Source organism: Nocardiopsis nanhaiensis (assembly GCF_054778635.1).
In genome coordinates this window covers 30164-53455 of record NZ_BAAGZJ010000023.1, presented here as the reverse complement: position 1 = coordinate 53455, position 23292 = coordinate 30164, and the positions used below count along the sequence as shown (strand labels likewise).

The following is a 23292-nucleotide window of genomic DNA, read 5'->3' as shown; positions in this document are numbered from 1 at the left end:
TGTAGACACGGTCGTCCCGACGATGCGCACCGGCGGTCGAAGATGACTCGATCGGTGCTAGTGCCGACGACCCCTCCTTCTGAGCGGGTGAACCCGGCCGAACGGCTGGGCCACGTTGGGTCGCGCGCACGCGAAGCTGAAGCCGGGGCCCGTCCCGGGCCGCCGAGAACACCGTCCGAACGGGGGAACCATGTCGGAGAACGTCCTGTCCCATCGCGTAGCCACCCGGCGCGCCGCCCTGACAGCGCTGAGTGCGGGCGCCGCGGTCACAGGCTTGGGTGCGTGCGGCGCGTTGTCGTCCGACGACCTCCCCGACTCGGCGGCGAGCCCCGACGGGACTTCCGGGACAGCACCCTCCCCGGGGGCCACACCGACCTGTGTGCTGACACCGGAGGGAACCGAAGGCCCCTTCTACGTGGACGTGGACCTGGTGCGCCGGGACATCGCCGAGGGAAGGCCAGGAGTACCGGTCACCCTGCGGCTGACGGTGGTGGACGCCGTGTCGTGCGAACCCCTCAGTGACGCCGAGGTGGACGTCTGGCACGCGGACGCGACGGGTGTCTACTCCGGGATCACCTCGGAGGGCACCGATGGGGAGAGCTTCCTCCGGGGCATCCAGGTCACCGATGAGGAGGGCACGGTCGAGTTCGCCACGCTCTACCCGGGTTGGTACGACCGGCGCACCGTGCACTTCCACGTCAAGGTCCATGTCGAGGGGGACGTGGTGCACACGGGGCAGCTCTACTTCGACGACGAGATCAACGAACAGGTATCCCAAGTCGACCCGTACGTAGGGCGCGGTGGCCGGGAGACCACCAACGACAACGACATGTTCTACCCGTCCAGCGGCAGGGAGTCGACGATTCAGGCGACGGGTTCACCGGACGAGGGATACGAGGCCGTCATGGTGCTGGGCGTCCAACCGGACTAGGGAATGCCTCGGGGGTGCAGAAGGCTCCGGGGTGTCTCAGGGCTGCTTCTGTGTCGACCGCGGATCGAGGGATCTTCAACCGGGCGCCGGGAGTCTGCTGCTGTCCGGTGGGACGCGGACAGCTCCGCTGGGGCGCGGACGGTTTCGCTTGCCCCGGGCCCCACCCCTTCTTCGAAAAGAGGTATCCCGATGAGACGAGAACCCGGCAGGGCGCTCACGGTCGTAGCAGCCTCCGCCGCCGCGCTGCTCCTTACCCCGTGGGTGATCCCCGCGGCGGCCGAGAGCGAGAACGAGTCCTCCTTCGGCCCCGAACGGCCCTACCGGCTGGTCTGGGACGACTACAGCAACGGGCTCGACACCGAGGGCCCGGACGCCGATTGGTGGCTCCTGGCCGACGGTGACTACGTCGCCGACGACGGCATCGTCACCACGTCCAGGGGGCAGGTCGAGATCGCCGCCTCCGGTACCCATCCCGAGACCGGTGAGCCCGCATTCACCAACACCTTGGCGCAGGAAGAGGAGAACGGGGGTATCCGGGGCGACCTCGACCACGTCAAGTGGCTCAGCTACGCCAACCACGAGGCCTCCACCGGCCAGATGGGCTTCGACGCGGTCCCCGGCCGGGAACTGTCCTGTGAGACCACCATGTGGGGACACACCACGGGTACCGAGGAGCACCCCTTCGGTGACGCGGTGGTCGACCCCCAGGACGACCTGCGCCTGGCCTCCGTCGGCCTGACCGTCCACGACGTGGAGACCGACACCCTGTTCGAGTTCCTCTTCACCAACACGCAGATCTACGTCTTCTACGAGCGCCTGGCCGCCAACCGGACCGAGGACAACAACTACTGGTCGTTCCTTTACACGATCCCGGTCGCGGACCGGGAGCCCGAGGACAGCCACCGCTTCCGCATCTCCTACGACAGGGAGAACGGGAAGGTTTTCTGGTACCTCGACGGACGCAGGGTCTTCGAGGTCGACCGCATCGGCGAGAGCCTCGATCCCACCGACGACATCGACTACGGCGACTACCTGATGCTCGACCACGGCGGCGTTGAGGAGGAGGTCGAGCCCCGCCAGCTGGCCTGCGGCATGGGCTCCTTCACCATCGTCGACGGCGCGGTCGCCCAGCCCGGCCACGACGGAGACGGTCTCGTGAAGCTGTCCACCGCCGAGGACCACTACTTCGACCCGGTACTGGGTGAGCCCTACCAGCAGAACTTCCTCGACGAGGAGAGCCTCGAGGGCAACCGGGTCTGGGGCCAGGGCGCCACCTTCGGCATGACCCCCCTGGTGATCAGCAGCACCCCTATTCGCCGATGACCCCACACGACCACGGCGGGGCCGCACCGGAGCGGTCGGCCCCGCACTGAAAGGAGAGGACCGGATGTCCGTCGAAGAGCTGATCGGGGCCTGGCGGCTCCTCACCTACCACGATGTCGACGAGGCAAACGGCGACCTCAGTGAGGGGCCGCTCGGCCCTGATCCCCGTGGGCTGCTGATATACGCCGACTCCGGCCACGTCTCGGTGGGCATGATGCGGGGCTCCGGTGACCCCTCCTACATGGGGTACGCGGGTACCTGGCGGTTGGACGGGACGAGGGTGGTCCACGAGGTCCGGGTCGCATCCCACAGTCACCTGGTCGGAACCGACCAGGTGCGCGACGCCGTCCTGGACGGGCACCGCCTCACCCTCCGGGGCACCGCGGTCCTGGACGGGCACCGCCTCACCCAACAGGGCACCGTGGTCAGCGGGCAGCGCCGACAGCGGCGCGTCCTGGTCTGGGAGCGCGAACGGGACGTTGAGTGAACGACAACGGATGCGAAGGAGAGCTCCGGTGACCTATGCCTACGATGCTGAACTGGCGCCTTGGGCGCCACGGCTGAACCCCCTCGACTACTCCGACCTGGAGACCGCGCGCCCCCGCCTGCGCGAGGTGATGGAGCGCCAGCGGATGTACCAGCCAGTCCGGCCGGTGGAGACTACGGAGGAACTCGTACCGGGCGCCGCGGGGGATCCACCGGTCCGGGTGCGCCTCTACCGTCCCTCGGAGGCTGAAGGCCCCCTCCCCGCGCTCGTCTACCCGCACTGGGGTGGGTTCGTCACTGGTGACCTGGACACCGCCCACTCCTCCTCGACCAGGATCGCCGACCTGGTGGGCGCGGTCGTAGTCTCCGTCGACTACCGGCTGGCCCCCGAGCATCCCTACCCCGCCCCGCTGAACGACTGCTACAGCGTCCTGGAGTGGGTCGCAAACAAGGCTGACGACCTGGGGGTGGACCCTCAACGGCTGGGTGTGGGCGGGCTCAGCGCGGGCGGTGGCCTGGCGGCGGCGCTGACCTTGGCGGCCCGCGACCGGGGCGGACCTCCGATCCGTTTCCAGTACCTGCTCTTCCCCGAACTGGATGATCGGGTCGACACGGTCTCGGCGCGTTCCTTCTCCGACACCCCGATGCTCGACCGGCCGAACCTGCTGGTCAGCTGGGACTGCTACTTGGGAGACCTGGAACGCGGGAGCGCCCGGGTACCCGCCTACGCAGCCCCCGCCCGGGCCTCGGTCCTGGCGGACCTGCCCCCGGCCTTCGTCGGGGTCTGCGAGTTCGACCCCCTGCGGGACGAGGGCCTGGCCTACGCCTGCCGTCTCATCCAGGCCGGGGTGCGCACCGAGGTGAGCCACTACCCGGGCACCTTCCATGCGTCCATCGGTGTCGACTCGGACGTCTCTCGGAGGATGCTGGACGAACAGGTGGATCAGCTGCTCAGGGGCTTGGGCGGCTGACAGGTCGGACGGCGGACGGGCGGAAACCGAGCACGAAAGTTCGGGGGCCGGTGCGACGCACCGGCCCCCTTCGTGTTCCGCGTGCTCCGCACAAGCGGTGTGAGGTTCCCGGTTCGGGAAGGCCCAGGGTTCAGTCGAGCGTGTACTCCTCGCGAACGACCCGCCGGGTCCGGTGCCAGTACTCCAGAGCGGAGAAGGGCCAGTTCGGCGCGGACCGGTTTCCGCTCCGGTACCAGGTGCTGGCCTTGGTCCAACCCCAGGAGCGCAGTTCGTTCGCCTCGTCCACCCACGCGTTGTAGGAATCGTGGACGTCCTTGCGGACCTCGACGGCGCGGTGCCCGCCCTCGAGGAGCAGACGGACCGCGTCGAGCAGGTAGGTCACCCCGCACTCGGAGAAGTAGAAGATGCTCCCTCCCTGCCCCACCAGGTTGGTGTTCGGTCCGTACAGGCAGAACAGGTTGGGGAACCCCGGGATTGTCAGACCGAGGTAGGCGCGGGGCTCCCCGTTCCAGTGCTCGTGCAGGTCGAGTCCGCCGCGCCCGGTCACGCGCATGGGTGCCAGGAAACGGGAGGCCTCGAACCCGGTGGCGTAGACCACGGCGTCCACGTCGTGCTCCGTGCCGTCGGCGGTCACGATCCCGCGCGGGGTGATCTCGGTGATCGTCTCTGTCACAAGGGAGACGTCGTCGCGCTTGAGCGTGGCGAACCAGCGCCCGTCGTCGCGGAAGACCCGCTTGGCACCCACCGGGTAGTCCGGTATCACGTGCCGCAACAGCTCGGGGGAGTCGGAGACCTGGGCCGTCATGGCCTCCGTCAGCGCCGCGCGCAGCCCGTCGTTGAGCGCGGACACCGCGCGTTCGGTCGGCGGGTACGCCTCGTCCACGATCCACCCCTGCAGGATGCCGCCCTCCTCCAGTAACCCCGGCGCGAAGAGCCAGAGCCGGTACCACTGCGCGTAGTAGGGAACGTGCCGCAGCAACCACGCCAGGCCGTCGGGGACGGCGTCGTGGTAGTGCGGGGTGGGGCGGAGCCATGGCGCCGTGCGCTGGAACACCAGCAGCTCACCGGTGGTCTCGGCGATCTCGGGTACGATCTGGAAGGCGCTGGCGCCGGTGCCGATGACCGCCACCCGCTTGCCCGCCAGCTTCACCCCGTGGTCCCACGTCGCCGAGTGGAAGGAGTCCCCGGCGAAGCTGTTGAGCCCGGGGACGTCAGGCAGGCTTGGGCGGTTGAGCTGCCCCACCGCGCTCACCAGGGTCCGGTACTCCGCGGTCTCCTCCCCTTCGGGGGTGCGCAGGGTGAGTCGCCACACGCTCGCCGCCTCGTCCCAGTCGGCCGCCGCAACCTCGGTGCCGAACCGGATGCTCTCGTACAGGCCGTACTCGCGGGCGACCTCACGAAAGTACTCCAACACCTCCTCCTGGACGCAGAAGTGGTCCGGCCAGTCGTGCGTGCGGGCGAAGGAGTAGTTGTACAGGTGGCTGGCGACGTCCACCCGGCAACCCGGATAGGTGTTCTCGAACCAGGTGCCCCCGACGTCGGTGTTCTTCTCGTACACGGTCACCGGCACCCCGGCCTGGGAGAGCCGGTGAGCCGCCAGTAGCCCGCTCATCCCCGCCCCGATGACGGCGACACCGACCTCCCGGTCCGGGGCGGCGGTGTCCAGCCGCCAGTCCGGGGCCTTGGGATCGGCGCCCGACGGGACGATCTCCTCGGCGATCAGGGGGAGCAGCTCCTCGACGTCGCGGCCCAGGACCCACGCGCTGATTCGGCGCAGCAGGTCGCGGCTGGGCGGCGGGGGAACCGGGGAACCGTCGTCCCTGAAGCGGGCCAGGGCGGCCAGCGCCGTGGCACGTGCCTCTTCTTGGGCTTCGGGGCTCATCCCGCCCTGGGGACGCAGCAGCCAACCGTTGCTCCGTGCGTCCTCGCGCAGGAAGGAGGTGTCCCCGGTCAGGTGGGCGATGGTCATAAGGAGGGCGGGTACCTCCGCGTCGCTCAGGTGCCTCCTCAGGCTCTTGTCGTCGGCGTCGATCGGTGGGGTCTGCGGGTTCAGCGTCATACGCGCCTCCTCAGGATCCGGCGGGTCTCGACGGGCGCCCCGCCTTCCGGTCGCGGCGCCCACCGACCCGGCCAGCATGTGCAGCGGGGCTTGAACCGGGCTCGAACCCGTGTCTCTCCCCGCGTCGGCCGACTCAGCCACCACCGCGGTTCGACCGGCGTTCGAGCCGCCGCTTCGAACCTGTCGTCGAGAAGTTCGTCCGTAGTGACCGTGTTCGGCGAGAGGTGCGAACCATGACCCTTAAGAGAGTTCTCTCGGCCCCGGGAGGAGCGCGATGAACCGCCGTGTGGTGGTCACCGGCATCGGGGTGCGAGCACCGGGCGGCCAGGGGACCAAGGAGTTCTGGGACCTGCTGTCCTCCGGCCGGACCGCGACGAGGCGGATCTCCTTCTTCGACCCGTCCGACTACCGGTCGCAGGTGGCCGCGGAGGCCGACTTCCATCCGGTCCATGAGGGCCTGACCCAGCGCGAGGTCCGCCGCATGGACCGCGCTTCCCAGTTCGCCGTCGTGTGCACCCGCGAGGCGGTCTCCGACAGCGGACTGGACTTCGGCTCCTTCGAACCCACCCGGGTCGGGGTCAGCCTGGGCAGCGCCGTCGCGGCCGCCACCAGCCTGGAACGCGAGTACCTGGTGCTGTCGGACAGCGGCCGCCGGTGGCTCGTCGACCAGGAGTGGCTGTCGCCGTACATGTACGACTACCTCGTGCCCAGCGTCATGCCTGCCGAGGTCGCGTGGACGGTTGGCGCGGAGGGGCCCGTCGCCATGGTGTCCAACGGCTGCACGTCCGGGCTCGACTCGGTGGGCCACGCCGTCCAGCTGATCCGCGAGGGCAGCGCCGACGTGATGGTCACGGGTGCCTCCGACACACCGATCACCCCGATCGTCGTCGCGTGCTTCGACGCCATCAAAGCCACGACCAACCGCAACGACGACCCCGAGCGGGCCTCCCGACCCTTCGACGGCTCACGCAACGGGTTCGTCCTCGCCGAGGGCGCCGCCATGTTCGTCCTCGAGGACTACGAGAGCGCCCTGAAGCGGGGGGCACACATGTACGCCGAGGTCTCCGGCTACGCGACGCGGTGCAACGCGTACCACATGACCGGTCTGAAGAAGGACGGGCGGGAGATGGCCGAGGCGATCCGCAGCGCCCTCGACGAGTCCCGGATCGACCCGAGCACGGTGGATTACGTGAACGCCCACGGCTCGGGCACCAAGCAGAACGACCGGCACGAGACGGCCGCGTTCAAGCGCAGCCTGGGCGAGCACGCCCGGGCCGTGCCGGTCAGTTCCATCAAGTCCATGGTCGGCCACTCGCTCGGTGCTATCGGGTCGGTGGAGATCGCCGCCTCCCTGCTGGCGATCGAGCACAACGTGGTCCCGCCCACCGCCAACCTGGGTCAGCCCGACCCCGAGTGCGACCTCGACTACGTCCCAGTGACCGCGCGCGAGCACCTCGTTGACACGGTCCTGACGGTGGGCAGCGGATTCGGTGGATTCCAGAGTGCGATGACCCTGCGACGAGTGACGGGGGTGGCGGCGTGAAGCGGGCACACGTGACGGGAATCGGCGTGGTGGCGCCCAACGGCTTTGGCCTGGAGGAGTACTGGTCTGCCACGCTCGAGGGCCGAGGGGGCATCCGGCCCCTCGACCGGTTCGACACCTCCGACTACAGTTCCGGGCTCGCCGGACAGGTGGTGTTCACCGCCGAGGACCACCTGCCCAGCCGGCTCCTGCCCCAGACCGACGTCTCGACCCGGATGGCGCTTATCGCGGCCGAGGAGGCGCTGGCCGACGCCAAGGGCGCCACCGCCGAACGTGCCGACTACGACATGGGCGTGGTCACCGCCAACGCCTCCGGCGGTTTCGAGTTCACCCACCGCGAGTTTCACAAACTGTGGACGCAGGGGTCCACGTCGGTCAGCGTCTATGAGTCCTTCGCCTGGTTCTACGCGGTCAACACCGGCCAGATCTCGATCCGCCACGCCATGCGCGGTCCCAGCAGCGCCCTGGTCGCGGACCAGGCCGGAGGGCTGGACGCGATCGGCCACGCCCGCAGAACCATCGCCCGGGGCACACCCCTGGTCGTCACCGGAGGGGTCGACTCGGCTTTCGACCCCTGGGGGTGGGTGTCGCACCTGTCCAGCGGTCAGGTCAGCGAGGCCGCTGACCCGAACCGGGCCTACCTGCCCTTCGACGCCCACGCCAGCGGATACGTCCCGGGAGAGGGCGGAGCGCTCCTCGTCCTGGAACAGGACGGGGACGAGGGGGTCGGGGACCGCTCCCACGGTGTGGTCGCGGGATACGCCTCCACTTTCGACCCGCCGCCGGGCTCCGGGCGCCCCCTCGGGTTGCGGCGGGCGATCGACCTGGCGCTCCGGGACGCCCGGCTGTCTCCAGACGACGTGGACGTGGTGTTCGCGGACGGCTCCGGCGTACCGGAGCGGGACCGGGCCGAGGCCGACGCCCTGCAGGACGTCTTCGGTCCCCTGGGGGTCCCCGTGACGGTTCCCAAGACCCTCCACGGGCGGCTCCTGTCGGGCGGCGGCCCCCTCGACGTCGCCACAGCGCTCTTCGCCATCCGCGACGGCGTGATCCCCGCGACCCACAACGTCCGGGAGGTTCCCGACGAGTACGGGGTCGACCTGGTCAGGGGTGTGCCGCGCGAGGCCGGAGTCGGCACCGCTCTCATCCTGGCCCGCGGCCGCTGGGGCTTCAACTCGGCCGTCGTGGTCACGTCGGCCTGACCATCGCAGGCACGGCATCGACCATCGAAAACTCCACCCTGACCACCAATAACCCACGAGGAGTGAATATGAGCAAGCAGATCACCGTTGCGGACCTGACCCGCATCCTGGTCGAGTGCGCGGGCGAGACCGAGGGCATTGACCCCGGCTCGGACATCGGCGACATCGAGTTTGAGGCGCTCGGTTACGACTCCCTCGCCCTCATGGAGACCGCCGCCCGGATCAAGGACGAGTACGGCGTGGACATCTCGGACGACGTCGTCGCGGAGCTCCGCACCCCGCGGTCCTTCGTGGACACGGTCAACAACGGCGTCAGCGAGGGTGTATGAGCGGCGCGCGCGAGCATCGGGCACTGCACAGCAGAGTGTTCGCGGCCCGGCCCGAGACTCTCTACCAGCTGGTGGAGCGGGTGGAGAACTGGCCGGTGGTCTTCGAACCGACGATCCACGTGCACCTTCTCGAGCGCGGGTCGGGGTCCGAACGGTTTCGGATCTGGGCGACGGTCAACGGAGAGGTCGCGGACTGGACCTCCCGTAGGCGCCTCGACCCGCGCACCGGCGTCATCACCTTCCAACAGGAGCACAGCAGACCGCCGCTGACCTCGATGCGGGGTGAGTGGCGCTTCGTTCCGCTGCCTGGCGGTCGCACAGAGGTCTCCCTGGTTCACGTGTTCTCCGCGGACGGCGACGAGGCGGTGGAGTGGATCAACCGGGCCCTGGACGGCAACAGTGAACGTGAGCTGGACGCCCTGGCGAGGATCGCCGAACTGCCCCACTCCCTGGACGACCTCGTCCTCAGCTTCGAGGACACCGCGCGGATCGCCGGAGACCCCCGTGCGGCGTACCGGTTCGTCGAACGGGCGGACGCCTGGCCTGACCTGTTGCCGCATGTGGGCAGGGTCGCGCTGGTCGAACCGAAGCCCGGGGTCCAGGACCTGGAGATGGACACCGTGACCCGGGACGGGGACATCCACACCACCCGCTCCATCCGCCTGTGTCTGGGCGAACAGGAGATCGTCTACAAGCAGACGCGCCCGCCCCGGCTGGTGTTCGGGCACGGCGGGGCGTGGGGGTTCGGTGCGGGCGGCCTGATCACGGCCCGGCACACCGTCGCGATCAACCCCGATGCCGTCAGCCAGGTGCTCGGGCCGGAGGCGGGGGTCCACGACGCCAGGAGCTACCTGCGTGAGGCCCTGGGAGCCAACAGCCGGGTCACCCTCTCCCACGCTGTGGCCGCGGCGGAGGGACAGGAGCTGACCGGGACGGATCGGGGGCCGACATGACCGCCCACGTCGTGGCGGAGCACAGCAGGTCCGCCGCCCACCTGGAGGAGTTGGCCCCGGGGGTGCACGCTTACCTCCAACCTCCCGGCGGCTGGTGTGTCAGCAACTCCGGGGTCATCGTCGGCGATGACCTGACCGTGGTCGTCGATTCCCTGGCCACCGAACAGAGGACCCTGCGTCTGCGTGAGGAGGTCGACGCGCTCGCCAGCGGGGGCCGCCGCATCGTGGTCAACACCCACCATCACGGGGACCATGTCTTCGGAAACCATCTGTTCGGTCCGGACACGACGGTTGTCGCCCACGAAGAGGCCCGCCGGGAGATGGCGGAGGCCGGACTGGTCCTCACCGGGATGTGGCCCGACGTTCCCTGGGGGGACGTGCGGGTCACTCTCCCGGACATCACCTTCACGGACAGGATGGCCCTCGACCTGGGATCCCGCAGGGTCGAGCTGATCCATGTCGGGCCGGCTCACACGACCTGTGACGTCGTGGTGTGGCTGCCGGAGGAGCGCGTCCTCTTCGCCGGGGACGTCCTCTTCTCGGGGGCCGCCCCTTTCGTCCTCATGGGGTCGCTGTCGGGCTCGTTCAGCGCGCTGGAGACGATCGGCAGGCTCGGTCCGAGCTTGATCGTCTGCGGGCACGGGGAGGTCGCCGGTCCCGCGCTGATCGACGAGACGGTGTCCTACCTGCAGTGGGTGGAGTGGATGGCACTGGAGGGCCGGGCCAGGGGCCTGAGCCCGTTGGAGATGGCGGGCCGGGCCGACATGGACCGGTACGGCCACCTGACCGAACCCGAACGGCTGGTGGGCAACCTGCATCGCGCCTACACCGAACTCGGCGGGACGGCGCCCGGGGCCGCCCTCGACGTGGCGCACGTTTTCGAGGAGATGGTGTCGTTCAACGGCGGTCGACTGCCGTCCTGCCTGGCCTGAGGAGGCTGGATCGTGTCTGCGTGGAGAAGGACCGCTCCGGATCTGGACCCGGAAGCGTTCCTTGAAGCGATGTCCCGCTTCCCTTCCGGGGTCACCATCGTGACTACACGTGACGCTGGGGGAGAGGCGTACGGATTCACCGCGAGTTCCTTCTGCTCCGTCTCCCGCGACCCCGCGCTGGTCCTGGTCTGCTTGGCCAGGAACGCCAGCTGTTACCCGGTGTTCGCGACCAGTTCGAGAATAGCCGTCAGCATTCTGCCCGAGTCCCGTGTCGACCTGGCGCTGAAGTTCGCCAGCAAGCGGGCGGACAAGTTCGTTGGAGGAGGGTTCACCCTGACCCCCCTGGATTCCCTGGTCGTGGCTGACGCGCTCGCCTCAGTCGAGTGCGTGGTCGACAGCAGGCACGAGGCGGGGGATCACATGATCCTCGTCGGTCGTGTGGAGAGGGTTTCGACGGAGGGCAGGGGAAGGCCCGCCGTCTACCTGGAGCGCGGGTTCACCGGAGTGTCCCCCGAGTGAGATCAGGCCTTCCGTCTTCCGGGCGGAGGGCGGAGTGCGCTGGAGAGGAACGGGTCCCGGTCGACTCTGCGTGGCCGGGGCCCGCCCCAGTGCTGGGGGCCCGGGTGCGGATCCCGTTTGAGCGCCCCGGAGATCGCTGACGGCGAACCGCCGCGCTGCTGCCCCATCCTGCGGTCCCCTTCTTGCTCGGGACCGCGCTTTCCTCCCGACATGTGGTCTCCCCCCTGGTCAGCCTGGTCCCCATGATCGGGGTGGAGGGTGTCCGAAACCCAGACCGACACGATCCCGGGGGCCAACTCACCCGAGAATCCGCGCTTCGGGTCGCCCGAACCCGCGTGCGGTTCCCCGTGTGCGGAGAGGACGCCTTGCCCGGTGCGTCGGCGCCACCCGGTAGGTGTCGGCATCGCGGGGAGGCAGGGGCGGCCTCGCCGGTCGTTTACGGCGACTTGACCGGGTTGCGGGGATTTTTGGGGAAGTAAACACGGAAGGGTGCCCCTCTCGACCGAGAGGGGCACCCTTCCGTACAGGCGCGGCCCCGGCAGGATTCGAACCTGCGACACCTGCTTTAGGAGAGCAGTGCTCTATCCCCTGAGCTACGGAGCCATGTGCGGTGCTGAACCGATTGTTACCCGGTTGCGGGGTCCAGCCTAACCCAGGATGGGTGTGCATGGGGTGCGAATTGGTGTTGGCGGGCCATGCGCGAGACACTCTGCGTGCGTGGCGCAGTACGCTGGCCTACGATTGGTTGTCTTGGTTGTGGTGTGATGTTGTTCATGTCGCGTGTCGCGATTATGGCCACATACGCACTTCGGTCACTGTTGGTGCATGGGTACGACAGATAGCGGTGCCCCGTTGACCAGGCGTTCCATCGAAGGGCCGACGAGACGATCATGGGGGCGGCGTTCAGCCGCCCCGAGGCTCGGCCGCCGGGCCGTAGAGTCCAGTGTGTCCGCATGTGGACATGTAGTAGTTTGCCTTGCGGCCACGAGTAGGTGTTCGAGGAAAATGCAGCCGGAGGATCATTCGTGCCGTTCACTTCTGAGTCGGCGCGGCGGAGGTCCCGCGTACCGGGTAGCGGGGTGCTGACCGCCCTGGGTGGGCTCCCTCGGGTCCGGATGGCGCAGGCGCTGACGCTCGTGCTGGCCACAGGCCTGTTGGTCATGCCCGTGACCGAAGCGGCGGTGACCCCCGCCTCGGCCGAAGCGAGCCTGGAAGACCTGCGCAACAACGCTGAGAGCTCAGCGGAAGCCCTGGAAGAGGCGACCGACGAGTACGTGGAGCGCCAGGACGCCCTTGAGGAGGCCCAGGAAGACCTGGTCGATACCCTCCACGAGCTCCAACAGATCGAGGGTGACCTTAGTGACATGCGCGAACCGCTCGCGCAGTTGGCCAGCACCATGTACCAACAGCCAGAGGCTGGCGAGATCGGCACCCTGGCGACGGGTGACCTCGACGACGACCTGCAGACGCAGGCCTACGCGGCCAAACTGTCCGAGGACAACCAGGCACTCCTCCAGGACGCCACCGACCTGCGCGCGGAGCAGGTGGATCTGGCCGGTGAGGCGCAGGAACTGCAGACCTTCACCCAGCTGGAGCAGGCCGAACTGGCCGCGGAGGTGGACTCGCTGCACGAGCAGTCCGAGGAGAGCACGAACCAGCTCACCGAGGAGCTGGAGGCTCAGGGCCTAGACCCCGACACCTACATGGCCGCGGCCGACTGCGATGACAGCGCGGCCAACGCATCGGACGGCTACCCGAACGGCCTGCTGCCGGAGGAAGCGCTCTGCGAGCTGTACGACGACCACTTCCTCCGCGCCGACGCGGCGGTGGCCTTCCTCGAACTCAACGTGGAGTACGTCGAGGAGTTCGGCGAGAACATGTGCATCACCAGCGCCTACCGTGACCTGCCGAACCAGCACCGCGTGTACGGCGAGGTCGCGCCGGGATTCGCTGCGGTCCCGGGCACCAGTAACCACGGTCTGGGCCAGGCGATCGACCTTGGCTGCGGCATTCAGAACTTCCGCTCGGAGCGGTGGAACTGGATGGAGGAGAACGGCGCGAGGTACGACTGGATTCACCCGGCCTGGGCCAAGTCCAGCCCGTTCGAGCCCTGGCACTGGGAGTACGAGCCGTAAACCGAACCTCGTGCGTGAACGCCGGAGGGCGGCCCGGTGGGCCGCCCTCCGGCGTGTCCGGGCCCCTCGGTCCGGCTGTCCCTCTGGTGCCCTGTTCTCCGAGACCGGTTTCGCTATGCCTTGTTCTCGGAGCTTTCGGAGCTCTCGGCTCCTTCCGTGCTCGCGACCTCGGGCGTGACCTCACTGGTGCAGTTGGGGCACTTGCTGGCCTGCTTGCTGATGTCGCTGAAGCAGTAGGGGCACTCGCGCGTGGTGGCTTCCTCCGCCTTGATGAACTTCTCCATCAGCTTGCCGAGGGGCATCACCACGAAGAAGTAGAGGATCGCGGCGGTGAGCAGGAAGGAGATCAGGGAGTCCACGAAGGCGCCGTACATGAACTGGCTGTCGTTGATCTCGAAGTACAGGTCCCCGAAGGTGGGGACGCCGCCGAAGATACCGAGCAGTGGGGTGATGAACCCCTCGGTGAAGGCGGTGATGAGTGAGGCGAAGACGGAGCCGATGACAACCGCGACGGCCAGCTGCACCAGGTTTCCCTGAAGCAGGAACTTCTTGAAGCCTTCCATGGAACTGCCCTACGTGTTCGTGAGTGACTGACGTGCCCGAATGGGCGCCCGGATAGCTTTCACCACCACTGGTCATGGGTCAACCGCGAATAGTCACGGACAGTCGTGAAGCTGCCGCGTGCCCCGCGAGAGCCCTTGCCTCATCGGCGGTGGCGGCGATGAGGAGGAGCGCTCCGCCCTCTCCGCCGCGTTCGCCTTCCTCTGGCAGGGCGAGCACGGGCCGGTCCTCGACCACCTCCAGCGCCGGGCCCGCGCGGGAGGGCGGTCCGGTGAGTTCGTCCTGCCCGGCGGCGGCCAGCACGTCCACCCGGCTCCCGGGAGAGAGCAGGTCGACCGCGCCAGGGTCGGCCACCCGTACCGGTACCGCCACCAGGTCTGGTCCGTAGGGAGCGGCCGGTGACTCGCTCAGGCGTGCGTCGGTGAGCACCTCGCCTTTGCGGACCGGTGCGTTCAACGGGAGCCCGGAGGCCTGGTCCTCCGGTGCAAGGGCCCCGCCGGGCACGGCGTGCTCCGGCAGGGTGCGGGTGGTGAGGTCGTCCCCGTCCAGGGGCGCGGTCGCGTCGAGGTCCTGTGCGGCGACGAGGACCTCTGTGCTGGGTTCCGGGGGCGGACGGACGACGAGGACGGCGCTGATCGCGGCCAGCGCGGTCAGCGCCGCCGCGAGGACGCGCCGGTACCGGTCGAGCAGGCGGATGACCGCGCGCCGGTGCCGGTAGGGGGGAGGGGCGTTGGTCATGCTTCCAACGTTAGGCCGGGCCGACCCGCCCCAACGGGTTGTCCACAGCCCTGTTCTCCGGGAATCGCGGATATGGGCCGGACAAGGGGAAAGCGCCGCCGAGAGGTCTCGACGGCGCGGCCACGGTCAACGGAACGGTGGCTCAGCTGCTGCTTGCGGGCGTGCTGGCGCTGGAGCTCTTGCTGCTGCTCGAACTGTCACCGCCGCCACTCGTGGCGGGGGCAGCGCCGGAGTCGCCGGTGGACTTAGCAGAGTCGGTGGAGCCGCTGTCCTTGCTCTCGGCGGTGTTCTCGTTGGAGCCGGTCATCGCGGAGCTGTTCGTGGTGCTCGTGCCGCTGTCGGTGCGGTAGAAGCCCGATCCCTTGAAGACGATGCCGACGGCGGAGTACACCTTGCGGAGGCGCCCCTCGCACTCGGGGCAGACGGTCAGCGAATCGTCGCTGAAGCTCTGCACGACCTCCATCTGGGCGTCACACGCGGTGCACGCGTACTGGTACGTAGGCACTGTTCCGGGTCCTCCTTGCTGGCACTCACACCCGTTGACTGCTAAATAGTACGCGTTCGCCGACCACAGCCGCGACAGCACCTCACCCGTAGCTGGCGCCAGGGGAGGGCCCGCGCGGCAACCGACCCTTTCGGGACGCGACCGCCACCAACAACGCCCGATACGGATGCCTTAATCCCCGGGCCTGCCCGCACCACCCGGATCGGCCCGCGTCACCCGCCCGGCCAGGCCACCCCGGCGGGGTCGAACACGTGGAGGCCCCCGCCCGGGGTCACCACAGCTTCGACCCCGCGGTCGTGCGGTTCCACCGGAAGGCCGTCGACGAACTCCTCGTCGTGGACCAAGGCGATCGCGGGCGCGTGCGGCCCCTTGTGGGCCAGCGCCCGGTCGTAACAGCCCGCGCCGCGCCCCATCCGGTTGCCCTGCCGGTCCACGGCCAGCGCGGGGCAGACCACCGCGTCGGCGCGGCCCAGGACCCCAGGGCCGTAGCGATGCCCGGTGGGTTCGACCAGTCCGTGTCCGGCGGGTTCCACGCTGTCCGGCCCGTCGAAGGACGCCCAGTCGAGGGTGCCGTCCGGGAGGAAGACCGGGAGGAGGACGTAGGCGCCCCGCTTCCACAGCGCGTTCACCAGCTTGCGGGTGTCGGGTTCGTCCCCCACGGAGTAGTAGCAGGCCACCGTGCCGCCCATGGCCAGCCAGGGGATCTCCATCAGGGTGTCCCGGACCACTGAACCCACCCGGGCGCGCTCTTCGGACCCTCGGGCCCGACGCTCGGCCAGGATGTGGGCGCGTAGCTTCCGCTTGTCGAACCGGCTCGGGTCGTTCGGGTCGTCCATGGGCCCAGTGTGGCACCCGGCCCGGAGCGGCTTCCCAGCGGAGTGAACGGCCGGTTGCCATTTCGGTGCCGTCATCCGAAACAGGGGGCACTTCTCGGCCACCGATCCGCCACCGGGCGACAGAACGCCTGGTTCCTGTCCTAAAGTGCCCTGCATGAACGCCGACAGCGACCAGACACGCCCACGTCCCGAGGCAGCCCGCGTCACCAAGGCTGTCCTGCCCGCGGCGGGTTTGGGCACCCGTTTTCTGCCCGCGACCAAGGCCACGCCCAAGGAGATGCTGCCGATCGTGGACAAGCCCGCGATCCAGTACGTCGTGGAGGAGGCCGCGGCGGCCCGGCTCCACGACGTACTGATGATCACGGGCCGCAACAAGCGCTCCATCGAGGACCACTTCGACCGGGCGTACGAGCTCGAGGGGGCCCTGGCCGCGAAAGGCGAGGACGGCAAGCTCCGGTCGGTCCGCGAGTCCAGCGAACTCGCCCAGGTCCACTACGTCCGCCAGGGAGAGCCCCGGGGCCTGGGACACGCGGTCCTGTGCGCTGAGCCGCACGTGGGCGACAACCCTTTCGCGGTGCTCCTCGGAGACGACCTCATCGAGTCGGCGGACCTGCTCCGGAGAATGATCGAGGTCCGCCAGGCCCACGGCGGCAGTGTCGTGGCGCTCATGGAGGTGGAGCCCGAGCAGGTCTCCCTCTACGGGTGTGCGGCCGTAGAGCCCACCGGTGAGGACGACGTCGTCACCGTCACCGACCTCGTCGAGAAGCCCGCGCCTGAGCAGGCCCCCAGCCGCTGGGCGATCATCGGCCGTTACGTGTGCGACCCGGCGGTGTTCCCGGTCCTGCACGACACCCCTCCCGGCCGCGGCGGGGAGATCCAGCTGACCGACGCCCTGAAGGACTTGGCCCGTATGGCGCCCGAAGACGGCGGAGGGGTGCGCGGGGTCCTGCTGCGCGGGCGCCGCTACGACACCGGGAACAAGGCCGACTACATCCGCACCGTGGTCGACTTCGCCTGTCGCCGCCCCGAGCTGGCCGAGGAACTCCTACCCTGGCTGCGCGAGTTCCTGGACCGCCAGGAGCAGCTTCTGCCCGGAGGAAACCGTTGAAGAGCGTCGAACAGCACATCTCCGACCTGCTCGGGTTGGTCGCGGACCCAGAAGCTACGGAGCTGGACCTGCTGAAGGCACACGGGACCGTTCTCGCGGAGCCCGTGACCTCTCCGGTGTCCCTGCCGGGCTTCGACAACTCCTCGATGGACGGTTACGCCGTCCACGCGGCGGACCTGGAGGGCGCCACGGCCCAGGACCCGGCGCGCCTGCGAGTGGTGGCCGACATACCGGCGGGCGACCCGAACCCGAACACGATCCGCCCCGGCCTGTGCGCCCGCATCATGACCGGGGCACCCATGCCGACCGGCGCTGACGCGGTCGTCCCGGTGGAGTGGACCGACGGCGGGACGGTCGAGGTCCTGATCGACCGCCCGACCAGGTCGGGCAGCTTCATCCGGCGCAGGGGAGAGGACGTCGAGGAGGGCGCGACGGTACTGCGTTCGGGCGCCTTGGTCGGGGCTGGCGAGATGGGGGTCCTGGCCGCGGTGGGGCGCCGTACGGTTCCGGTCTACCCCCGGCCCCGTGTGGTGGTGCTGTCCACCGGCGAGGAGCTGGTCGAACCGGGACGCCCGCTCGCCCCGGGGCAGATCTACGAGTCCAACAGCTACATGATCGCCGCGGCGGCCAAGGACGCCGGCTGCGAGGTCCACCGGCACGGTTCCGTCGGCGACGACCCGACCACTGTTCGGAATACCCTCGAAGACCTCCTGATCCGCGCGGACGTGGTCATCACCACCGGCGGGGTCAGCATGGGCGCCTACGACGTGGTCAAGGAAGTACTGACCCGGCAGGGCACCGTGGAGTTCCCGCAGGTGGCCATGCAGCCCGGCAAGCCCCAGGGGTTCGGGACCATCGGCCCGGACGAGACGCCCATCCTCACACTTCCGGGAAACCCGGTGAGCGCGTTCGTGTCGTTCCAGCTGTTCGCACGGCCGCTCCTGCGCAAGCTGCGCGGCCTTTCCACGGACCCCCTCCCGTCCGTGCGCGCTCGGTTGACGTCTCCGGTCAGCTCACCGAAGGGGCGCCGTTCGTACCTGCGCGCCGTGTTGGCGGGCGCCGACGCGGAACCCACGGAAGCGGAACACACGGTCTCCCCGGCGGTTCGGCAGGGTTCGCACCAGCTCTCCGCTCTGGCCGACGCGAACGGACTCCTGATCGTCCCCGAGGACGTCTCCGAACTCGAGGCGGGTGCGGTGGCGGAGGTCCTGGTCCTGCCCGACCGCTGACCCAGGGACCTCTTGTCGTCGCGGAGGAGTACCGTCTTCGTGGGACGCGTCACCGTGCGTCCCCGCGGTCGGCCACACCGGTGGGCCGTGTGTTCAACGCCAAGACAACGGGTGGCTCCACAGCGATGACCGACACCCCACAGCCGGAGGCGCACTCCTCCGGCCTCACGCACCTCGACGAGTCCGGCTCCGCGCGCATGGTCGACGTCTCCCGCAAGGACGTCAGCGCCCGCACGGCGACGGCTACCGGCCGGGTCTTGCTGGCCCCGGGGACCGTTGCCGCCCTGCGCGACGGGGAAGTACCCAAAGGCGATGCCCTCGCGGTCGCCAGGATCGCCGGGATCCAGGGTGCGAAGCGCACCCCCGACCTCGTTCCGCTGTGCCATCCGATTGCGGTGCACGGTGTCGACGTGGACCTGGCCGTCGCGGACGACGGGGTGGACATCAGCGCCACGGTCCGCACCGCGGACCGCACCGGGGTCGAGATGGAGGCGCTCACCTGTGTCATGACGGCCGCTCTCGGCCTGGTCGACATGGTCAAGGCACTCGACCCCGAAGCCGAGGTCACCCGGGTGCGCGTGGAGGAGAAGACCGGCGGTAAGAAGGGCCACTGGAGGCGCGGTGAGTGACTCCGTCCACCGCGTCGCGGTGGTGACGGCGTCCAACAGGGCGTCCGCGGGTGTCTACCCGGACCACTCCGGTCCGGTGGTCGCGGAGCGGCTCCGGGCCATGGGGTGCACTGTCGTCGGCCCTCGGGTGGTGCCCGACGGAGCACCGGTCACCGAGGCCATCGAGCAGGCCGTGCAGGAGCGGGTGGACGCCGTGCTGACGACCGGCGGCACGGGCCTCACCCCTCAGGACCACACCCCGGAGGCAACACGCGCGCTGCTCAGCTTCGAGGTCCCCGGGATCGCGGAGGCGCTGCGCGCGGCGGGCAGGGAGAAGGGTGTGCCGACGGCGATCCTCTCCCGCGGGCTGGCCGGGGTCGTCGAGCGGGCCGGTCACCGTGTGCTCGTGGTCAACCTGCCCGGGTCCAGAGGCGGTGTACGCGACGGGATGCAGGTGTTGGAGCCGGTTCTTGGGCACGCGATAGATCAGCTCCGCGGGGGAGACCACCCACGACCCGAATGACACCGAACAATGACCGGAATCACATCTCAGGCATTCCGGTGCCTGGGAATTCCTTGACCTTGTGTCGACTTTCGGTGCAAGTTCGAATGGAGTTTCGAGTCATCCGATTCTGGTGAGGTGAGGGTGACGCCCGCCACCCCACACCCGCGGAGTGGAATACTGGGAGGCGGCACTGACAACGGGCGCTCCACGCGTCCACAAGGCCGGTGCCGCATCCGAGCAAGACGGTGCCGAGTGCCTCGGAGGGACGGAAGTGAATCGCAGACAGAGGTGGCCCGTCACCCTTGAGGAGGGACCGATCGGGCTGCGTCCGCTTCGCCTTCGCGACGCCCCGGCACTGCGTGACACGAGGGCCCGGAACGCCCAGTGGCTGCGGCCTTGGGAGCCCACGTATCCGGAGATGCCGCTGCGCACCACCGGCCTCGGGTCCTATGTCGCGATGGTGCAGTCGATCCGCCGAGAGGCCAGACAGGGGCTCGCGATGCCGTGGGCGATCCTCTACGAGGACCGCTTCGTGGGGCAGCTCACGGTAGGGGCCATCGTGTGGGGATCAGCCAGGTCAGCGCAGGTCGGATACTGGGTCGACAGCGCGTACGCGGGGCGCGGCATCACCCCGACTGCGGTGGCTATGGCGGTCGACCACTCATTCTTCCGTGTCGGACTCCACCGGATCGAGGCCAATATCCGACCCGAGAACCGTGCCAGCCGACGGGTGGTGGCCAAACTGGGATTCCGCGACGAGGGAGTGCGCAGACGCCAGCTCCACATCGATGGGGCCTGGCGGGACCACATCTGTTATGCGCTCACCTCCGAGGAGGTACCCCACGGCGTTCTGCGGCGCTGGTACGACGGTGCGTCTTCCGGCCCGTCCGAAGAGGGGGGTTCCGGCCCGGGTTCCGTATTGGGGCCACAGGGCCCGAACGGTGGCGGTGATCCGCGAGATCCGGCGAGTCCGTACCCGGGGTCGAACTGAACATGGCAACATCACGGATGTGTCCGGAGCCTAAACCTCCCTTTAAGCACAACCATTCATTACTTTGCGTTGAATTGGCGCTACCATCCGCAGTCAGCGTCTGACCTGGTCTTACGTCGGCAGGGGCGTGACGTCCGAAACTGATAGTCCACAATCTTGCGACACTCCGGTCGGAATGTGGCGCATTTATGGACACGGGGTCGTACCGTGCGGAACATAGACGCATTGACGATGCGGGCAACGCGTGGATATGGCGGTCGGGAACCGATCCCAGCCCAACCCGGGCCAGGAACGATGTCCCGCCGGGAGACGTCTCTACTCCCAGAAGCAGGTCCAGCCACACGCGGAGCGGTGTCGACGAAGTGTCGATCAACGTTCAGTGGCCGTCATCGTGAGGAGGGGTGATGAGCAGCTCTCCTCTGTACCTGGCCATCGTTGTGGTCTGGCTCATCGTCCTCGTCCCGATGCTGTTGCGGAAGGACTCCGTGGACACCGTCCACGAGGACACCCGCCGTGAGGACGAGGACGCGGGCGCCCCGGAGGCCGAGGAGGAGGCCGAGCACGGCGCGGAGGGCCTGTCAGGCGGCGAGGAGGACCCTGGCCTCAACGAGACCCAGGTCATCACCCGCCCTGGCGGCAGGGGCGACGACCCGGACGTCGACGAGGCGCCAGTTCAGGTCGGCCGCCCCGCTGAGCGACGAGGCCCTCCGGCCCGCGAGCCCAGGGCCCGGGTCATCGCCCGTAGGCGCCGCCGCACCAGTGCGCTCACCCTGTTGAACATCGCCACGATCGCGGCGGTCTCCATCGGTCTCGGCCCTTGGTGGGTGATCGCCCCGCCGGTTCTCCTGCTCGCCGGGCATCTGGCCCTGCTCCGTGAGGCCGCCAAGGCCGATGCTGAGCGCCGGGAGGCCTACTTCCGAGCACGCCGCCAGGCGGCCCTGCGTGCCCGCAGGGCGGAAGAGGAGGAAGCCCGGGAAGCCGAGCGGGAGGCGGAGCGCGAAGCTCAGGTCATCGCCTTCATCGAGCGTCGCAGCCAGGTCTACGACCAGTACGCCGACGCCCGCCTGCGGGCAGCGGGAGACTGACCGGGGCCGGACGAGGGAAACGAGTTCGGCCCACACCAACTTTCCTGCTAGTCTTTATCTCGTCTTCGGGGCTATGGCGCAGTCCGGTAGCGCACCTCGTTCGCATCGAGGGGGTCTGGGGTTCAAATCCCCATAGCTCCACCGAAGTCGGCGGCCCGTGTCGGTCGGTGAACCGTGTTCACCGATCAGCACGGGCCGCTTTCTGTCTTCAGGAGCACAGTCTCCAGGGGCAAGACGAAGGGCCCGGTCGAGCGGGCCCTTCGGTGTGCTCTGGTCGGGTCGGACGGGTGACGCTGTTCCCTGGTGCGGGCGGTCGTCCGGACCGGAGCCTCGAGTGTCACCGGCGAAGCGTCTATCCCCTGTGTCGGGGTGGGCCGGCACGGACTACAGCCTACCGTCGAAAGCCGCGGAAGTCCGGTCCCGCGGGGCTTCTCTTGGTGCGACCGGTAGAGGCCGCCCGGGGAACCCTCCGATGTACAGTCCTGGTCATGGCAGACGGATACCACCACGGGAACCTGCGGGCCGCCGTTCTGGTGCGAGCCGCGGAGGTCATCGAGAGTGAAGGTCCCTACGCCTTCAGTCTGAGGTCGCTCGCGGCGGACCTCGGCGTGAGCCATGCGGCCCCTAGGTATCACTTCGGGGGCCGGGAGGGCGTGCTCAACGCACTGGCGACGGAGGGCTTCAGGGAGCTCGCCGACCGTCTGCGGGCCAACCGGGAGGCGCACGGCAGCTTCCTGGAGTCCGGTGTCGAGTACGTGCGATTCGCCACTGATTACCCGGCGCACTTTCAAGTGATGTTCGCGCCCACCCTGCTCGACGAGGAAGACACAGAACTCTCGGAGGCGCGCGCGGCAGCCTTCGCCGAACTGCGGTCCGGGGCGTCGTCCGCCGCCGTGGAGGGGCGCCCTGTGGACGACGTGGGCGCCGCGACGGTGGCAGGGTGGTCGATCGTGCACGGCATCGCCACTCTGGCGCTCACCGGAAACCTGGACAGCTCCGGGGTCAGGTCCCTGCTCGGGGACGACGATCTGCTGACCATCACCCGGCGGAGCGCGGGGCTCCTCTTCGGCCCCGCCGATAGCCGCTCCGAAGCCGGCCTGATCTCAGGCCCGAAGCCGCCCGGCCCCGGGGCGTGTTCCGCGGATGGGGCACCCAGGTGAATGGCCGCGGTGCATACTCCTTTTAGTGTGTGCCCGAAACTGGTTCGTCTGTGGACGCTGGTGCTGACTTCCAAGCGAAACCGAGTCTCCGTGAAGCTACGCAGGGTAATGCGACGCTCATGGCGGTAGGTCATGAAAGGTCGCCTCTGTGGTGGTTGTTCACGGTGTGTCGGCTATGTGTAGCTCGTCAGTGACGTCGGAACACGTTCCGAGTTCGACGGGGGCTCCGGCGCCGGTGGGGTTATCGAAGGGTGAGTGCAGAATAGCTGAACTATCACCCTGGGTAATGTGGGCAGTCTTGGGTTTTACTCTCAGGGGGTCTTGTTGTTGCAGGTCATCGGGGAGGGTGAGTTCTGGGTCAAGCAATAGAAGCTTGCCTGAACTGCGAAGACAGTGAGTTCGGTGGCTATTCGGGTGGCGTGTCTGCAATCTTTGGATGTTCGTCGGGCCGGCAATGACGAATGTTCAGTGAAGGGTCTTGTGGAGTCCGCTGGGATAGGCCATCTTGGTTCCGGGATGGGCTGGAAGCAGAAAGAAGGGTAGATGCCATGACCATGCACAAGCAGGCCACGCGAAAGCGCAG

24 protein-coding genes and 2 tRNA genes are annotated in these 23292 nt (G+C 68.7%); 19 read left to right on the top strand and 7 right to left on the bottom strand.

Annotated elements, in window-relative coordinates; translation table 11 throughout:
• The first annotated feature begins 190 nt into the window (after positions 1-190).
• The 4 genes from ACYVD1_RS13450 to ACYVD1_RS13435 all read left to right on the top strand — a co-directional run bounded on the left by ACYVD1_RS13450 (position 191) and on the right by ACYVD1_RS13435 (position 3711).
• Entirely contained in the window at positions 191-931 is a 741-nt protein-coding gene (locus tag ACYVD1_RS13450) for an intradiol ring-cleavage dioxygenase (RefSeq protein WP_460771932.1), read from the top strand.
• A 189-nt stretch (positions 932-1120) separates the two neighbouring features.
• Positions 1121-2254: a DUF6081 family protein gene (locus ACYVD1_RS13445; RefSeq protein WP_460771931.1), complete on the top strand. Its 1134-nt coding sequence runs from the start codon at positions 1121-1123 to the stop codon at positions 2252-2254.
• 64 nt (positions 2255-2318) lie between these two features.
• On the top strand, positions 2319-2741 hold the full coding sequence (locus ACYVD1_RS13440) for a lipocalin-like domain-containing protein (RefSeq protein WP_460771930.1): 423 nt from the start codon (positions 2319-2321) through the stop codon (positions 2739-2741).
• A 28-nt stretch (positions 2742-2769) separates the two neighbouring features.
• Positions 2770-3711, top strand: coding sequence for an alpha/beta hydrolase (locus ACYVD1_RS13435; protein ID WP_460771929.1), 942 nt, complete (start codon positions 2770-2772; stop codon positions 3709-3711).
• Positions 3712-3841: 130 nt separating this feature from the next.
• On the opposite strand, the gene ACYVD1_RS13430 is transcribed toward ACYVD1_RS13435, so the two are convergent.
• The gene (locus ACYVD1_RS13430) at positions 3842-5770 is read right to left on the bottom strand and encodes a flavin-containing monooxygenase (protein WP_460771928.1); all 1929 of its coding nucleotides are present in this window, start codon (positions 5768-5770) and stop codon (positions 3842-3844) included.
• 274 nt (positions 5771-6044) lie between these two features.
• On the opposite strand from ACYVD1_RS13430, the gene ACYVD1_RS13425 reads away from it, so the two are divergent.
• The 6 genes from ACYVD1_RS13425 (at position 6045) to ACYVD1_RS13400 (ending at position 11248) form a co-directional block, all read left to right on the top strand.
• Positions 6045-7313, top strand: coding sequence for a beta-ketoacyl-[acyl-carrier-protein] synthase family protein (locus ACYVD1_RS13425; RefSeq protein ID WP_460771927.1), 1269 nt, complete (start codon positions 6045-6047; stop codon positions 7311-7313).
• The gene (locus ACYVD1_RS13420) at positions 7310-8515 is read left to right on the top strand and encodes a ketosynthase chain-length factor (RefSeq protein ID WP_460771926.1); all 1206 of its coding nucleotides are present in this window, start codon (positions 7310-7312) and stop codon (positions 8513-8515) included. Before ACYVD1_RS13425 ends, ACYVD1_RS13420 begins: the two co-directional genes overlap by 4 nt.
• Positions 8516-8583: 68 nt before the next feature.
• Positions 8584-8844 (top strand): acyl carrier protein, encoded by a 261-nt coding sequence (locus tag ACYVD1_RS13415; RefSeq protein WP_460771925.1) that lies wholly within the window; start codon positions 8584-8586, stop codon positions 8842-8844.
• Positions 8841-9797, top strand: a complete 957-nt coding sequence (locus tag ACYVD1_RS13410; protein WP_460771924.1) for an aromatase/cyclase — start codon at positions 8841-8843, stop codon at positions 9795-9797. Before ACYVD1_RS13415 ends, ACYVD1_RS13410 begins: the two co-directional genes overlap by 4 nt.
• A complete protein-coding gene (locus ACYVD1_RS13405) occupies positions 9794-10729 on the top strand; it encodes an MBL fold metallo-hydrolase (protein ID WP_460771923.1) in 936 nt (311 codons plus the stop codon). Before ACYVD1_RS13410 ends, ACYVD1_RS13405 begins: the two co-directional genes overlap by 4 nt.
• A gap of 69 nt (positions 10730-10798) precedes the next feature.
• A complete protein-coding gene (locus ACYVD1_RS13400) occupies positions 10799-11248 on the top strand; it encodes a flavin reductase family protein (protein ID WP_460771969.1) in 450 nt (149 codons plus the stop codon).
• A 2-nt stretch (positions 11249-11250) separates the two neighbouring features.
• Here the strand turns inward: ACYVD1_RS13400 and ACYVD1_RS13395 are convergent, their stop codons facing one another.
• On the bottom strand, positions 11251-11460 hold the full coding sequence (locus ACYVD1_RS13395; protein WP_460771968.1) for a calcium-binding protein: 210 nt from the start codon (positions 11458-11460) through the stop codon (positions 11251-11253).
• Between the two features lie 318 nt (positions 11461-11778).
• Positions 11779-11851 (bottom strand) — tRNA-Arg (locus tag ACYVD1_RS13390).
• Positions 11852-12273: 422 nt separating this feature from the next.
• Between ACYVD1_RS13390 and ACYVD1_RS13385 the strand changes: the two genes are divergently transcribed.
• Positions 12274-13383 (top strand): D-alanyl-D-alanine carboxypeptidase family protein, encoded by a 1110-nt coding sequence (locus ACYVD1_RS13385; RefSeq protein ID WP_460771922.1) that lies wholly within the window; start codon positions 12274-12276, stop codon positions 13381-13383.
• A 113-nt stretch (positions 13384-13496) separates the two neighbouring features.
• Here the strand turns inward: ACYVD1_RS13385 and mscL are convergent, their stop codons facing one another.
• The 4 genes from mscL to ACYVD1_RS13365 form a co-directional block, all read right to left on the bottom strand.
• Positions 13497-13946 (bottom strand): large conductance mechanosensitive channel protein MscL, encoded by a 450-nt coding sequence (gene mscL, locus ACYVD1_RS13380; protein WP_460771921.1) that lies wholly within the window; start codon positions 13944-13946, stop codon positions 13497-13499.
• Between the two features lie 79 nt (positions 13947-14025).
• On the bottom strand, positions 14026-14682 hold the full coding sequence (locus ACYVD1_RS13375; RefSeq protein WP_460771920.1) for an SAF domain-containing protein: 657 nt from the start codon (positions 14680-14682) through the stop codon (positions 14026-14028).
• 142 nt (positions 14683-14824) lie between these two features.
• Positions 14825-15187, bottom strand: coding sequence for an FmdB family zinc ribbon protein (locus ACYVD1_RS13370; protein WP_460771919.1), 363 nt, complete (start codon positions 15185-15187; stop codon positions 14825-14827).
• Between the two features lie 212 nt (positions 15188-15399).
• Positions 15400-16023 (bottom strand): 5-formyltetrahydrofolate cyclo-ligase, encoded by a 624-nt coding sequence (locus ACYVD1_RS13365; protein WP_460771918.1) that lies wholly within the window; start codon positions 16021-16023, stop codon positions 15400-15402.
• Positions 16024-16177: 154 nt separating this feature from the next.
• On the opposite strand from ACYVD1_RS13365, the gene ACYVD1_RS13360 reads away from it, so the two are divergent.
• From ACYVD1_RS13360 to ACYVD1_RS13325, 8 genes are all read left to right on the top strand, one after another.
• The gene (locus ACYVD1_RS13360) at positions 16178-17131 is read left to right on the top strand and encodes a UTP--glucose-1-phosphate uridylyltransferase (RefSeq protein WP_460771917.1); all 954 of its coding nucleotides are present in this window, start codon (positions 16178-16180) and stop codon (positions 17129-17131) included.
• Positions 17128-18360, top strand: coding sequence for a molybdotransferase-like divisome protein Glp (gene glp / locus ACYVD1_RS13355; RefSeq protein ID WP_460771916.1), 1233 nt, complete (start codon positions 17128-17130; stop codon positions 18358-18360). The genes ACYVD1_RS13360 and glp overlap by 4 nt, the downstream gene beginning before the upstream one ends.
• A gap of 125 nt (positions 18361-18485) precedes the next feature.
• The gene (gene moaC / locus ACYVD1_RS13350) at positions 18486-18989 is read left to right on the top strand and encodes a cyclic pyranopterin monophosphate synthase MoaC (RefSeq protein WP_460771915.1); all 504 of its coding nucleotides are present in this window, start codon (positions 18486-18488) and stop codon (positions 18987-18989) included.
• The gene (locus ACYVD1_RS13345; RefSeq protein WP_460771913.1) at positions 18982-19491 is read left to right on the top strand and encodes a MogA/MoaB family molybdenum cofactor biosynthesis protein; all 510 of its coding nucleotides are present in this window, start codon (positions 18982-18984) and stop codon (positions 19489-19491) included. The genes moaC and ACYVD1_RS13345 overlap by 8 nt, the downstream gene beginning before the upstream one ends.
• A 253-nt stretch (positions 19492-19744) precedes the next feature.
• A complete protein-coding gene (locus ACYVD1_RS13340) occupies positions 19745-20464 on the top strand; it encodes a GNAT family N-acetyltransferase (RefSeq protein ID WP_460771912.1) in 720 nt (239 codons plus the stop codon).
• Positions 20465-20868: 404 nt separating this feature from the next.
• The gene (sepX, locus tag ACYVD1_RS13335) at positions 20869-21549 is read left to right on the top strand and encodes a divisome protein SepX/GlpR (protein ID WP_460771911.1); all 681 of its coding nucleotides are present in this window, start codon (positions 20869-20871) and stop codon (positions 21547-21549) included.
• A gap of 67 nt (positions 21550-21616) precedes the next feature.
• A tRNA-Ala gene (locus ACYVD1_RS13330) sits at positions 21617-21690 on the top strand.
• A 347-nt stretch (positions 21691-22037) separates the two neighbouring features.
• The gene (locus ACYVD1_RS13325) at positions 22038-22709 is read left to right on the top strand and encodes a TetR/AcrR family transcriptional regulator (protein ID WP_460771910.1); all 672 of its coding nucleotides are present in this window, start codon (positions 22038-22040) and stop codon (positions 22707-22709) included.
• Positions 22710-23292 lie beyond the last annotated feature (583 nt).